General features: G+C 68.2%; 14 protein-coding genes. 2 read left to right on the top strand and 12 right to left on the bottom strand.

The genetic code is table 11. The features are described from left to right. From A5758_RS07375 to fadD5, 4 genes are all read right to left on the bottom strand, one after another. The coding region (locus A5758_RS07375; RefSeq protein ID WP_156622521.1) for an MlaD family protein at positions 1-239 on the bottom strand (239 nt) is incomplete at its 3' end. A gap of 5 nt (positions 240-244) precedes the next feature. Then, positions 245-1,114 carry an ABC transporter permease gene (locus A5758_RS07370; RefSeq protein WP_067204684.1) on the bottom strand — a complete coding sequence of 290 codons (870 nt, stop codon included), beginning with the start codon at positions 1,112-1,114 and terminating at the stop codon, positions 245-247. Between the two features lies 1 nt (position 1,115). Beyond that, positions 1,116-1,931: an ABC transporter permease gene (locus A5758_RS07365; RefSeq protein WP_067204687.1), complete on the bottom strand. Its 816-nt coding sequence runs from the start codon at positions 1,929-1,931 to the stop codon at positions 1,116-1,118. A gap of 248 nt (positions 1,932-2,179) precedes the next feature. Then, positions 2,180-3,820: a fatty-acid--CoA ligase FadD5 gene (fadD5, locus tag A5758_RS07360; protein WP_067738421.1), complete on the bottom strand. Its 1,641-nt coding sequence runs from the start codon at positions 3,818-3,820 to the stop codon at positions 2,180-2,182. 160 nt (positions 3,821-3,980) lie between these two features. Here fadD5 and A5758_RS07355 point away from each other — a divergent pair, with 160 nt between their 5' ends. After that, positions 3,981-4,673 (top strand): GntR family transcriptional regulator, encoded by a 693-nt coding sequence (locus tag A5758_RS07355; protein WP_067204690.1) that lies wholly within the window; start codon positions 3,981-3,983, stop codon positions 4,671-4,673. Between the two features lie 124 nt (positions 4,674-4,797). On the opposite strand, the gene A5758_RS07350 is transcribed toward A5758_RS07355, so the two are convergent. Then, on the bottom strand, positions 4,798-5,238 hold the full coding sequence (locus A5758_RS07350) for an SRPBCC family protein (RefSeq protein ID WP_067738272.1): 441 nt from the start codon (positions 5,236-5,238) through the stop codon (positions 4,798-4,800). Between the two features lie 94 nt (positions 5,239-5,332). Further along, on the bottom strand, positions 5,333-5,824 hold the full coding sequence (locus A5758_RS07345; RefSeq protein ID WP_067738269.1) for a thioesterase family protein: 492 nt from the start codon (positions 5,822-5,824) through the stop codon (positions 5,333-5,335). A 14-nt stretch (positions 5,825-5,838) separates the two neighbouring features. Between A5758_RS07345 and A5758_RS07340 the strand changes: the two genes are divergently transcribed. After that, positions 5,839-6,948 (top strand): alcohol dehydrogenase catalytic domain-containing protein, encoded by a 1,110-nt coding sequence (locus tag A5758_RS07340; RefSeq protein WP_067738418.1) that lies wholly within the window; start codon positions 5,839-5,841, stop codon positions 6,946-6,948. Between the two features lie 3 nt (positions 6,949-6,951). Here A5758_RS07340 and A5758_RS07335 read toward each other — a convergent pair whose 3' ends face one another. From A5758_RS07335 to A5758_RS07310, 6 genes are all read right to left on the bottom strand, one after another. Continuing rightward, a complete protein-coding gene (locus A5758_RS07335; RefSeq protein ID WP_067738265.1) occupies positions 6,952-8,145 on the bottom strand; it encodes an enolase C-terminal domain-like protein in 1,194 nt (397 codons plus the stop codon). Positions 8,146-8,223: 78 nt separating this feature from the next. Next, positions 8,224-8,952 (bottom strand): SDR family NAD(P)-dependent oxidoreductase, encoded by a 729-nt coding sequence (locus tag A5758_RS07330; RefSeq protein WP_067738263.1) that lies wholly within the window; start codon positions 8,950-8,952, stop codon positions 8,224-8,226. Further along, positions 8,949-9,347, bottom strand: coding sequence for a nuclear transport factor 2 family protein (locus A5758_RS07325; RefSeq protein WP_067738260.1), 399 nt, complete (start codon positions 9,345-9,347; stop codon positions 8,949-8,951). The genes A5758_RS07330 and A5758_RS07325 overlap by 4 nt, the downstream gene beginning before the upstream one ends. Then, entirely contained in the window at positions 9,344-10,051 is a 708-nt protein-coding gene (locus tag A5758_RS07320; protein WP_067204997.1) for an HpcH/HpaI aldolase/citrate lyase family protein, read from the bottom strand. The genes A5758_RS07325 and A5758_RS07320 overlap by 4 nt, the downstream gene beginning before the upstream one ends. Before the next feature lie 56 nt (positions 10,052-10,107). Continuing rightward, on the bottom strand, positions 10,108-11,076 hold the full coding sequence (locus tag A5758_RS07315; RefSeq protein WP_067738257.1) for a zinc-binding dehydrogenase: 969 nt from the start codon (positions 11,074-11,076) through the stop codon (positions 10,108-10,110). A 1-nt stretch (position 11,077) separates the two neighbouring features. Then, the gene (locus A5758_RS07310) at positions 11,078-12,289 is read right to left on the bottom strand and encodes a cytochrome P450 (RefSeq protein WP_197503804.1); all 1,212 of its coding nucleotides are present in this window, start codon (positions 12,287-12,289) and stop codon (positions 11,078-11,080) included. Positions 12,290-12,303: the final 14 nt, after the last annotated feature.

Genomic DNA, 12,303 nt, shown 5'->3' with positions numbered 1-12,303 from the left:
GTCTCCGAGATGTTGCCCACCCGGCCGATCTCGACCCCGTTGTAGGTGACCTTCGAGCCCGGATCCATCACCAGCCCGGCCCGCGACGCCAGCATCGTCAGCTTCGTCTTCGGTGTGAAATCACCCCGGAACTGCCCGTAGATCAGGGCCCCGGCCACCACGGCGATGATCAACGACGCGATGCCGGCCAGCTTGTACGGCGGCTTCCGGGGGGCGTTGACCTTCACTGGTGATGTCATGGCGGCTACACCGTGAGCGCGAAGTTGGGGTTGACGCCATAGAGCGCCAACGCAGCGGCCAGAACGACGACCTGCACCGATACCAGCGAAAAACGCATCGATCGGCCGACGGCCTCTCCGACGCCGACGGGTCCACCGCCGGCGTTGTATCCGTAGAAGCAGTGGGTGATCATCACGACCGCCGTGATGATGATGGCCTCGAGGAATGACCAGAACACGTCGTCGGGACGCAGGAACGTCCGGAAGTAGTGCTCGTAGGTGCCGTTCGACTGTCCGTACAGCACCGTCGTGGTGATCTGCGGGGACAGGAACGACATGATCATGGCCAGCGCATAGAGCGGGATGATGACGACCAGACCGGCCATGATTCGGGTGGTCGCCAGGAACGAGATCGACTTGATGCCCATGACTTCCAGGGCGTCGATTTCTTCGCTGATGCGCATGGCGCCCAACTCGGCGGTCGCGCCCGCGCCGACGGTGGCGGCCATCGCGATGCCGGTGACAACCGGGGCGGCGATGCGCACGTTGATCAGTGCGGCGAAGAAGCCGGTGAAGGCCTCGACCCCGATGTTGCCCAGCGAGGCGAAGCCCTGAATCGCGACCAGGGAGCTACCGGAGAGGGTCACGAAGCCGACGATCGCGACGGTGCCGCCGATGACGGCCATGGCGCCGGTGCCCATGCCGATCTGGGCGATCAGCCGCAACGTTTCCTTGCGGTAGTTGCGCAGCGCGTGCGGGATGTGCGCGATGGCCTCCACCCCGAACCAGGCCATCTGGCCGATGTCGTCCACGCCGCGGGCCGCGGCACCGCCGTAGCGGTTGAGGTTTTCGGCTGCCCGCGGGAAGCGGGCGCGCAATACGGCAGAGGTTGACATGTCAGTGGCCCGTCCCGAATCGCACGCCGATGGTCGTCAGCACGACGTTGACCGCGTATAGGGCGACGACGCAGAGCACGACGGTTTCGTTCACCGCGGTGCCGAGCCCCTTGGACCCGCCCCGCACGGTCAACCCGCGGAAGCAGCCGACCAGTCCGGCGATGAGGCCGAACATGGCGGCCTTGACGGTCGCGATGACCACCTCGGGCAGGCCGGTGATCGTGGTGAGGGTGGCGAGGTAGGCGCCACCGGAGACGTTTTGCAGGTAGACACCGAACAGGTAGCCGCCGACCAGGCCGACGGTGATCACCAGGCCGTTGAGCAGAGTGGCGACCAGCGTCGCGGCGATCACGCGGGGAACCACCAGGCGGTGGATGGGGTCGATGCCGAGCACCTCCATCGCGTCGATCTCCTCGCGGATGGTGCGGGCACCGAGGTCCGCGCAGATCGCCGTCGAGCCGGCGCCGGCCACCACCAGCACCGTGGTGAGCGGCCCGAGTTGGGTGACGGCACCGATCGCCGCACCGGCACCGGACAGGTCGGCGGCTCCGAACTGGGCCAGCAGCACGTTCAGCGTGAAGATCAGCAGCACCGTCAGCGGGATCGACACCATGATGGTCGGCAGGAACGCGACTCGCATGATGAACCAGCACTGCAGGACGAATTCGCGCCACTGGAAGGGCCAGCGGAACAGTGCCCTTCCCGTGAGGACGCACATCCGGAAGAACCCTCCGATGAGCGTCAACGGCGTCTGCAGTTGGTCGCGTACGTAGCCGACAAGGTAGGGGCCCTGTCGACTCGTCGACGTTGAAGTCACCGCTGCCCCCTCCAGCCGATACCGCGAGCCTCAGGGCGCCGCGGCGGATCGTGTAGCACGCCTCGCCCCCTCGCCGCTATGCGGCCGGGGGTGCCCCCACCTTGCCGCGACCCAACGTGTGTGACCATGGGCTCCCTACTGGCAAGTAGTAACGGAGACCACAGGAATGTACCCGATGGCCATGCACGTGTGAACTGCATCTGCACAATTAACCCTTCGTCAACAGCGGGCAAACGTTACAGTTTCCGTCAGCTTTCCTCTCTGCCAGTGAAACCTTCTGCGGTAGAACGGTTTTCATCAATATTTGCGGTGCCGTAACGGATCCGTAGCTCAGTCTTGAGCACCTTGCCGGCGGGGTTACGCGGCAGCGCGTCCACGATCTCGAGCGCCTTGGGATGCTTATACCGGGCGAGCCGCTCGGCCAGGAATTCGGCCAACTCGTCCAGCAGCAGCTGCTCGCCGGCCACCGCCGCAACCGCGATCGGCACCTCGCCCCACTTGTCATGGGAACGCCCGATGACCGCCACTTCGACGATGCTGGGGTGGCTGGCCAGTACGTTCTCCACCTCGGCGCAGTAGATGTTTTCGCCACCCGAGATGATCATGTCCTTCTTGCGGTCCACCACCCAGACGTAGCCGTCGGCGTCCATCCGGACCAGGTCGCCGGAATGGAACCAACCGCCCGCGAACGCCTCCGCGGTGGCCTCCGGGTTGTTCCAGTAGCCGCTCATCAAAGTCGGTGCGCGATAAACGATTTCACCGACCTCACCGACCGGTACGTCGTTCATGTTTTCGTCGACCACGCGTGCGGCCACGGTCGGGACCACCTTGCCGACCGATCCACGTTTGCGGATCGCGTCTTCGCCCAGCAGCATGCAGGTGACCGGCGACATCTCGGTCTGGCCGAAGGCGGCCAGGATCTGTGTTCCGGGGAACGTCGCCGACATCTCGCGCAGCAGCGCGTCGGGCGCGGGCGCCGCCCCCCACGACATCACCCGCAGCCTCAGGTCACGGGGCCGCGCTTGTTGCTCGGCGCAGACCGCCTGCCACTGGGCGGGCACCAGGAAGAGGCCGGTGACCTTCTCCTCGGCCAGCACGTCGAGCAGTTGCCCCGGCTCGAAGGCGCCGAGCGGGTAGATCACCGTGGGGGTGCCGAGCAGCATCCCGGTCAGCATGTTGCCGATCCCGGCGATGTGAAAGAACGGGACGCCGATGAAACCGACGTCGCTGTTGATGTCGGCGCCGTTGGTGTAGAGGCCGGTCATGGTCTGGCCGGTCAGGTTGGCGTGGGTCAGCACGGCGCCCTTCGGGCGGCCGGTGGTGCCCGAGGTGTACATGATTAACGCCGGCGAATCGTTGGGGACGTCGACGGGCTCGTGCGAAGCCCCGGGCTCGTTGATCAGGTCTTCATAGCCGAGCACGCTGTCGTCGCCGGCGCCACCGGCCACGACGATCGTGTCCAGCAGGGGCTCGACCTCGCGAACCCCGGTGGCGACCGGGGCGAGCACCGATTCGGTGATCATCACGCGGGCTTCGCAGTCCTGCACCAGGAAGGCGATCTCGGCGGCGGTGAGCCGGAAGTTCAGCGGAACGGCGATCCCGCCGAGCATGTTGACCGCCAGCACCGACTCGACGAACTCGGTGCGGTTGAGCATCAAGACCATGACCCGATCGCCGAAGCCGACTCCCCGACGGCTCAACGCATCGGCCAGCGCCCCGACCCGGCGCCGCAGTTCGCCCCACGTCACGGTCTTGCCAAGGAACCGCAGCGCCGTCGCGCCCGGCTGCATCAAGGCATGCCGTTCGAGCTGATTCACCCAGTTCTGTCGCCGGGCCAGATACGGCTGCTCGGTTCCCTGCGCCAGATGGCTCGCTAATTGCGCGGTCAACCCCAACCCTTCCCTCACTCCCGCACCGCTTGCGCCAGGTTGATATTTGATAAAACATGGTGTTGTCTGGGTCACATTATGGCCTTACAGCCCTGCTGACAAGCCCCGACAAAAGTTTCAAATCAACCTCCGCGACGCTCCGAAAGCCCTGGCAGCCCCCGTGAACGCACCGATATCCACGCGACTGAGGCGCCGAGGGCCACTGCGCCGGGCGCAGTTGTCCGACGAGGTCGCGGGCCACCTGCGGGCGGCGATCATGTCCGGGGCCTTGCGGCCGGGGACGTTCATCCGCCTCGATGAGACCGCGGCCGAGCTCGGCGTCAGCGTCACGCCGGTGCGCGAAGCCCTGCTGAAGCTGCGCGGCGAGGGCATGGTGCAGCTCGAGCCGCACCGGGGTCACGTCGTGCTCCCGCTCACGCGCCAGGACGTCGAGGACATCTTCTGGCTGCAGGCCACCATCGCCAAGGAGCTGGCGGCCGCGGCCACCGACCACATCACCGACGCGGAGATCAACGAGCTGGAGCGCATCAACGAGGCGCTCGCCGCGGCCGTCGGCTCCAGCGATGCCGAGACCATCGCGGGCATCGAGTTCGCGTTCCATCGGGTCTTCAATCACGCGAGCGGGCGGATCAAGCTGGCCTGGTTCCTGCTCAACGCCGCGCGCTACATGCCGGTGCTGATGTATGCCGCCGATCAGCAGTGGGGTGCGGCCGCCGTCGACAATCACCGGCAGCTGATCGCGGCGCTGCGCCGGCGCGATGCCGCCGCGGTGATCGAACACACCGTGTGGCAATTCACGGACGCGGCCGCCCGGCTGAACGAGATGCGGGGCCGCACGGGGATCTTCGACTAGCGGCGATCGCGAGCGCGGCGGAGCCGGGCGAAGCGGGTCGCCGCCATAAAGCCGCGGCGATCGCGAGCGCGGCGGAGCCGGGCGAAGCGGGTCGCCGCCATAAAGCCGCGGCGATCGCGAGCGCCTAGCCCGCGGCCAGCTGCTCGGCGCGCCGCTTGAGGCTTTCGGCAAGGTGGTCCAGCACGTTGTGGAGGAGTTGCTTCACCATCGGCGCCGGGACCGGCATCGAGGTCTCGACGTCGAGGTCCACGGTCAGCAAGCTCGACGCTCCCATCGCCACCACGCTGAACAGCTGCTCCTGCTTGGTGAACAGGTCACCCTGCTGCAGCACGGTCTGGATCTGGTTTTCCCCGGGGTAGTACACGGCCTGGATGAACATGCTCTGCATGCCCTGGTAGTCGGTGTCGAGCCGCAGCTGGCTGGGGCGCCCGTCGTCGTATCGGGCGAGCACCCAGAGGCCCTTGATCTCCTCGTTCCAATGCGGGTAGGCCTCGAAGTCGGCGACGATCGCCATGATCAAGGCCGCGTCGGCGCTGACCTCGACGGTCTTGCTCATAACGGGCATTGGCGAAGCATAGCCGGGTGGGCGACGCGTTCCGGCAGTGCCGCCGGGCCCGCGGTTTCGTACGAAAGCCCCGGTCCCGCGGGCGATCTCAGGTTTATCGGTCCACGCGCGCCGACGACAGCAACGAGCGGACGGGGTCGGGAATCTCGACCGGCTTGCGACTGGACCGGTCGACGTAGACGTGCACCCAATGGCCCAGCGCGGTGACGGGCTGCGCCTGCTCTGCGTTTGCCGCCCGGAAGACGCCGAGGCGGTACGTGACGCTGCTGCGGCCCAGCCGGGTCACCGCCAGGCCCACCGCGAGGTCTTCGGGGAAGTGCAGTTCCGAGTAGTACCGGCAGCCCGACTCGGCGACGATGCCCAGCGCGGGGGTGGTGAGCGGGTCCAGCCCGGTGCCGGTGTTGATCCAGGCGTTGATGGCGGTGTCGAACAACTGGTAGTACACCGCGTTGTTGAGGTGGCCGAACATGTCGTTGTCGGCCCACCGGGTTCCGACCGGCCACAGCACGGGGAAGTCGTCACTGGTGAGCCCATCCGGTGCCGGCGGTACCACCGGAGCCGGCGAGGCCGGGGGTTCCGAAGCCATGGTTGTATTCCAACATGGTTCAGATTCGGGGGGCCGTGCTGGACCGGGTCGGTCTCGCTCGGCCGTACGCCGATTCCCGGCCGATCCGAGTTGTCGATCTCGACCTGGACCCGCCGGGCAGCGACGAGGTGATGATCCGCATCGAGGCGGCTGGGGTGTGCCACTCCGATCTGTCGGTGGTCGACGGCAACCGGGTGCGGCCGGTGCCGATGCTGCTCGGTCACGAGGCGGCCGGAATCGTCGAGCAGGTTGGTGACGGCGTGTCCGACCTCGCCATCGGTCAGCGGGTGGTGCTGGTGTTCCTGCCGCGGTGCGGTCACTGCGCGGCCTGCGCGACCCAGGGCCTGACCCCGTGCGAACCGGGCAGCGCGGCCAACGCCGCCGGGACCCTGCTGGACGGCGACATCCGGCTCCACCACGCCGGTCAACGGGTGTATCACCACCTCGGGGTTTCGGGATTCGCGACGCACGCGGTGGTCAACCGGGCCAGTGTGGTTCCGGTGCCGCCGGACGTGCCGCCCGACGTCGCCGCGCTGCTGGGGTGCGCCGTGCTGACGGGTGGGGGCGCCGTGCTCAACGTCGGCAATCCGCAGCCGGGCCAGACGGTCGCCGTTGTCGGCCTGGGCGGTGTCGGCATGGCGGCGGTGCTCACCGCGCTCACCTATGACGGCGTGCGCGTCGTCGCCGTCGACCAATTGCCCGACAAGCTGACCGCCGCCCGCGCCCTGGGCGCGCACGAGGCGTACACGCCGCAGCAGGCCGCCGACGCTCGGGTGAAGGCCGCCGTGGTCGTCGAGGCCGTCGGTCATCCCGCCGCACTCGAGACGGCCATCGCGCTCACCGCGCCGGGCGGCCGCACCATCACCGTCGGACTGCCGCCACCGGATGCGCGAATCACCTTGTCGCCGTTGGGTTTTGTGGCCGAGGGGCGCTCGCTGATCGGCAGTTACCTGGGTTCGGCGGTGCCCGGCCGCGACATTCCCCGGTTCGTCGCACTCTGGCAGGCGGGCCGGCTGCCGGTGGAATCGCTGGTGTCGTCGTCGATCCGGTTGGATGAGATCAACGAGGCGATGGACAAGCTCGCCGACGGTACCGCCGTCCGGCAGCTCATCAGGTTCGACTAGCCGCTATCTCGGGTGCAGGGGCGCGACGGGTTCCACCGCCGCGTCCGGCAGGCGGTGTTCTTCGATGTATTCCCAACGGATTTCGTAGCCCAGCCCGGGGGCCGACGGTATCTCGACGAACCCGTCCGGGGTGAGCGGATCGCAGGGCGAGTTCAGATACGGCGGCGCGGCGTCGTATCTGGCCCCGGGCCCGAGCAGGCCGCGCTCGTAGTACTCGCAGACGTCTTCGCTGGTGGCCCCTAGCACCTGCAGGTTGCCGAAGCCGCTCATATGCAGCTCGCACCGCATGCCGACCGCCTCGCACATCCCGGCCAGCTTCATCACGCCGGTAATGCCTCCGCGCAGCACGTCGATGCGGCTGATGTCAGAGGCATGGCGCAGGATCCAATCCGCCCGGGTGTAGACGCCGCCCTCGGCGATCTCGGGAGAGCAGATCGGGATGTCGAGTTCGTCGCCGAGTCGCCGGTAGGCCTCAACCCGGTACTCGGGCATCGGGTGCTCGTACCAGTAGAAGCCCAGTTGCTGCAGCTCGCGGCCGACCCGCAGCGCGTCCTCGTGGGTGTGGTAGGTGCCCCAGGGGTCGAACATCAGCACCATCTCGTCGCCCACCGCCGCCCGAACCTCGCGGCACACCCGGATGTCCCAGTCCACGTGGGACGGCCGTGGCAGGGCGAACTGGCCGGTCGCGGGATTCCAGTAGTGGTAGGGGTGAATCTTGTAGGCGCCGTAGCCCTGACGCTTGCACTCGACGGCGTGGGCGGCGTAGTCGTCGGGCGATCCGAGGTTGTTGAAACTGCTGGCATAGGCCTTCACCCGGTCCCGCGCCCCGCCGAGCAGTTTGTGCACCGGCAACCCGGTGACCCGGCCGGCCAGATCCCACAGGACCAGATCGACTACGCTGCAGACGTTTTCGGGGAGCTTCGCCGCCCAAAGTTGTCGCCAGATCTCCGCCCTGTCAAACGGGTCCTGGCCGGCGAGCAGTGGGCTCAGGAATTGGGTGATCAGCGCCTGATCCCCGGGGAGCAGGCCGTCCTGGTCGCCATGGAAGTGACCGCCGAAGTAGTAGCCCTCGATCCCCTCGTCGGTGAGCACCTTGGTCACGGTCTGCACCACGCGATAGTCGGTCATCAGCTGGCCGAACGAGATTCGATCGACAAACGTCTCGAACGGCACCACCTCGAGGCCGGTGATCTTCATGGCAGGACATTCTGCCGATGGCCCGGGTGCTCAGAGTAGAGCCGAAGGTCCCGCGCCCGTCGCGTCCAGGACATTCGATCATCGGATCTGCACGCATTGGCCACCGTCGACGACCAGCTCGGAACCTGTGATGAACGATGCCTCCTCGGAGACCAGGAACGCGACGGCGTCGGCGATCTCGCGCGGTTGGCCGATCCGCCCGAAGGCCGACGACGCGGCGAGCCGCAGTTGCGTGGAGTCATCGAGCATCGGGGTGGCGATCGGTCCGGGGAACACGGCGTTGACCCGGATGCCGAAGGGCGCCAGTTCGGCGGCGGCGTTCTGGGTCAGGCCGCGAAGCGCCCACTTCGCCGAACTGTATGCGGCGTGGTGCGGGAAGGGGCGGATGGCTCCGGTGCTGCAGATGTTGACGACGGCGGCGTGCTGCGCCGCGCGCAGATGCTCCAGCGTCGCACGGATGCCTAGGAAAGCGCCGAAACAATTGACCCGCCAGGAGTTCTCGAACCCACCGGCGGTCTCGTCGGCCAGTGAGGCGCGGTGCAGCACGCCGGCGTTGTTGACCAGCGTGGTCAGCGCCCCGAATCGGCTGATCACGGTGTGCATGGCCGACTCCCACAGCGGTTCGGAGGTGACGTCGAGCTCGATCGCGATCACCCCCTCGTCGCCCAATTCGTCGACCAAGGCGGTCAGCTCGTGCGCGCGCCGATCACAGGCGGCCACCGAATAGCCTTCCGCGCGCAGCCGTTTGGCGATGGCCCAACCCTGACCGCCGGCGGCGCCGGTCACCAGTGCGACGTGTTGATTCATGATGACGTGACCTCGGGGGTGTCGGACAGGCCGCGGCTGGTGACGAACTGGCACCGCCGTCGCCGGAAACGCCACCGCCCGTCGCTGCGGACCAGTTCGTCGTCGTACAGGGCGGGCCGCAGGTGCAGATCACCCGCCCGGACGAACAGCACCTGCGACCGGGCCGTCGCGGTGTCGGCGTCGATGTGGATCCGGAAGACCCCGGTCAGGTGCAGCCCCCGCGGGGCATCCCGGAACATCCGTCCGATGCCGTCGTGACCGGCGAAGGTCCGCCCGTAGACCAGGAATTCGGCGTCCGGGGTGAACAGCGCCAGGCACCCGTCGACGTCACCCGCGTCGAGCGTGAGGGCGTAACCGGCAATCAACTCGCGGATCGCGGTCTGATCGTCGCTCATGGTTCGGTCGCCTCGCGCAGGTGTTCCGCGGCTCCCCGGCGCAGCGCGTGCGATTCGGCCGTCAGGGTGATCATCGAAAGCCCCAGCTTCGCCATGGCGCGGCCCGTCGTGCCGTCCCCGGCGTGAATGCCGGTCACCAACCCGGCGCCGGTCGCCGCTCGGTGGACTCGCACGATGGCATCCAGGACGGCCGGATCCTTCGTCGCGCCAACCACACCCGCGCCCAGCGAGAGCGCCAGATCGGCGGGGCCGACGTACAGCCCGGCGAGCCCGTCGACGGCGCAGATGTCGTCCAGTCCGGCCAGCGCCGCGGCCGTCTCGATCATCGCGAACACGCTCACCCGGGACTCCAGCGCGGCGGTGTCGCGGCCCAGGTCGGCGCGCAGCGGGCCGAAGCTGCGAATGCCCGCGGGCTGGTAGCGGGTGGCGGCCACCGCCGCGGCGGCCTGGTCCGCCGATTCGATCATGGCGATGACGACCGCGTCGGCGCCGGCGTCCAGCACGCGCCCGATCGGGGCCGCGTCCGCGTTGGGCAGCCGCACCAGGGTGCCGATCGGCAGGTGTTCGGTCCGCCGCAGCATCCCGGCGATGTCGGCGTCGTCGAGGTAGCCGTGCTGGGCGTCGAAACCCACGTAGTCGTAACCGGCGCCGGCGAATTCCTCCGGGCCGAGCAGCGTCGGCCCGGTGATCCAGCCGCCCCACATCGGGCCGCCGCGGTTGAGTGCCCGCTGCAACGCGCTCCGCGAACTGTCGGTCACGCTCACTGTCCGATCGCGATCTTGATGCGCTCGGGGATCGGGCGGCAGGCCAGCTCGAAGGCGCCCTGGACGTCGTCGATGCCGAACGTGTGCGTCAGGTAGGTGGCGAGCAGCTCGGGATGTTCGGCGGCGAACTTGCCCGCGAGTTCCAGCATCCGCCGCCGATCCAGTGTCACACCGGATTTCAGCGTCAGGCCGTTGCGCAGCATGGCGCGCATGTTGATGGGATAGGCGTCGTCGTCGGCGACGCCGAAGTAGAAGATGGTGCCGCCGGGCGCGGTCGCGTCGACGGCGTGGCCCAGCGTGGCGACCTGGTGGCCGACGGCCTCGATGACGATGTCGGCGCGGTCACCGGCCGCGAGCCGGCTCACCCAGCGGTCGCTGGGGGCGCGCACCGGGTCGTCGACACCGAATGCGGTTGCCAGACTTGACCGGTCGACGGGGTCGACTCCGGTGACGCGCAGCGCTCCGGCCGCCTTGGCGACGTAGGAGAACAGCAGGCCGATGGAGCCCTGGCCGATGATCGCCACATGCTTGCCGGCGAGATCCGGCAGCTGCTCGCAGGCGTAGAGGACGCACGCCAGCGGTTGCAGGCCGACGGCCTGCACCGGGGTCAGCGCCGGGTCGTACGGCGCCAGGCCGTCACCGTTGCTGACCACGCGTTCCATCATGCCGTCGAACCCGGACGCCCAGCCGACCACGAGGTCGCCGGCACGGTGTTCGGGATGCCGGCTGGCGATCACCTCGCCGGCGACTTCGTGGATGGGGAAGCCGTCCTTCTCGGCCGCACTGGCCCCGTCGTCACCCGGAAGGCGGCCGCGGGCGCCGCGAAAGGCCGGCAGATCGCTGCCGCAGACACCGGCGGCCAGGAACCGCAACAACACCTGCCCCTCGGCGAGGCACTCGGGCGTCTTCTCTGGGATCGTTGTCCGCTCGAACAAGTAGGGGGCGACGATCCGGTAAGACCACACGTCAGACCTCCACCGGGATGTTGTTCCAACCCCATTGAAAGCTGGAGGGCAGCCGCTTGGCGGCCTCGGCTTGGATCGCGTAGTCGGGCACCCGTTGCAGCCATTCCTGCAGCAACACATCGACTTCCAGTCGGGCCAGGTGGTAGCCGATGCAGAAGTGTTGGCCGCGGCCGAAGGCCAGCGACCGGCGGATGGGCCTGTCCCAGACGAATTCGTCGGGTTCGGGGTATTCGCGCTCGTCGCGGTTGGCCGAGGCGAGCAGGGTGATGACCCGCTGTCCGGGCCGGATGGTCTCGCCGTGCAGGGTGAAGGGCTTGCGCGCGGTTCGGGCGAACCACTGCGCCGGGGCACAGAACCGGATCATCTCCTCCCGCGCGATCGGCACGTTGTTGCCGGGGTCGGCGCGCACCGCGGCGAGCTGGTCGGGTCGCTGGTTGAGCTCCCATAGACCGTGGGCGACGATCTTGGGCACCGTCTCGGTGCCTCCGATGAAGATGCAGAGCATTTGGGTCGCGACTTCGACGTCGTCGAGCGGGCTGCCGTCGGGCAGGCGGTAGCCGAGCAGGCCGTCGACGACGGCGAGCGGGCCCCCGGACCGGTCTGCGCGGCGACGCTGAACCACCGGCAGCAGGTATTGGAAATAGTTGGGCCGCGCTTCGGCGGTGTCCACCCCGACGCCGGGCTCGGCCAGGCTGCCGGCGTTGACGGCGGCGAGCACCTCGGGCGCGAGATCGGTTGAAATTCCCAGCAATTCGCATACGACGGATGCCACGACGATGCCGCCGTAGTCCTGGGTCAGGTCGAACGAACCGCGGGGCAGCAGCTGGTCGAGGCGCTCGTTGGCCAGCTCGCGGATTCTGGCCTCCCAGCCGGTGACGGCCCTGGGGCGCAGCGGCTGGGAGTGCGCGCGCCGGATCTCCGCGTACAGATCCGTGTCGAACACCGCGTGGAATGGCAGCGGGTGCAGCGGCGGGTCGTCCACCGGCCCGGTGTTGTGCTTGGCCAGAACCGACGCCGCCGGCAGCGTCCCTTCCGACGCGACGAACGTCCCGTCGTTGACTTCCAGCACCTGCCAGATGTCCTCGAAGCGGGACAGCGCGAACGTGTCCCACTGCGGCATGTAGTACACCGGATGATGGTCGCGCAGGATTCGGTAGTACGGCAGCGGATTCGCCATCACGTGCGCGTCGAAGGGGTCGTAGGCGAAGTGCACGGCCTCTTGCTGCC

The sequence above is a fragment of the Mycobacterium sp. 852014-50255_SCH5639931 genome, from assembly GCF_001665605.1.
GTDB lineage: Bacteria > Actinomycetota > Actinomycetes > Mycobacteriales > Mycobacteriaceae > Mycobacterium > Mycobacterium paraffinicum.
The sequence above is the reverse complement of the archived record's forward strand: the minus strand, read 5'-3'. Positions and strand labels throughout refer to the sequence as shown.

Coding starts and splice junctions, on each gene's coding strand:
- A5758_RS07350 (WP_067738272.1), bottom strand. CDS start 5,238: ATGCCCGTTATGAGCAAGACCGTCGAGGTCAGCGCCGACGCGGCCTTG.
- A5758_RS07345 (WP_067738269.1), bottom strand. CDS start 5,824: ATGGCTTCGGAACCCCCGGCCTCGCCGGCTCCGGTGGTACCGCCGGCA.
- A5758_RS07370 (WP_067204684.1), bottom strand. CDS start 1,114: ATGTCAACCTCTGCCGTATTGCGCGCCCGCTTCCCGCGGGCAGCCGAA.
- A5758_RS07340 (WP_067738418.1), top strand. CDS start 5,839: ATGGTTCAGATTCGGGGGGCCGTGCTGGACCGGGTCGGTCTCGCTCGG.
- A5758_RS07320 (WP_067204997.1), bottom strand. CDS start 10,051: ATGTGGGGCGGCTGGATCACCGGGCCGACGCTGCTCGGCCCGGAGGAA.
- A5758_RS07335 (WP_067738265.1), bottom strand. CDS start 8,145: ATGAAGATCACCGGCCTCGAGGTGGTGCCGTTCGAGACGTTTGTCGAT.
- A5758_RS07325 (WP_067738260.1), bottom strand. CDS start 9,347: ATGAGCGACGATCAGACCGCGATCCGCGAGTTGATTGCCGGTTACGCC.
- A5758_RS07330 (WP_067738263.1), bottom strand. CDS start 8,952: ATGAATCAACACGTCGCACTGGTGACCGGCGCCGCCGGCGGTCAGGGT.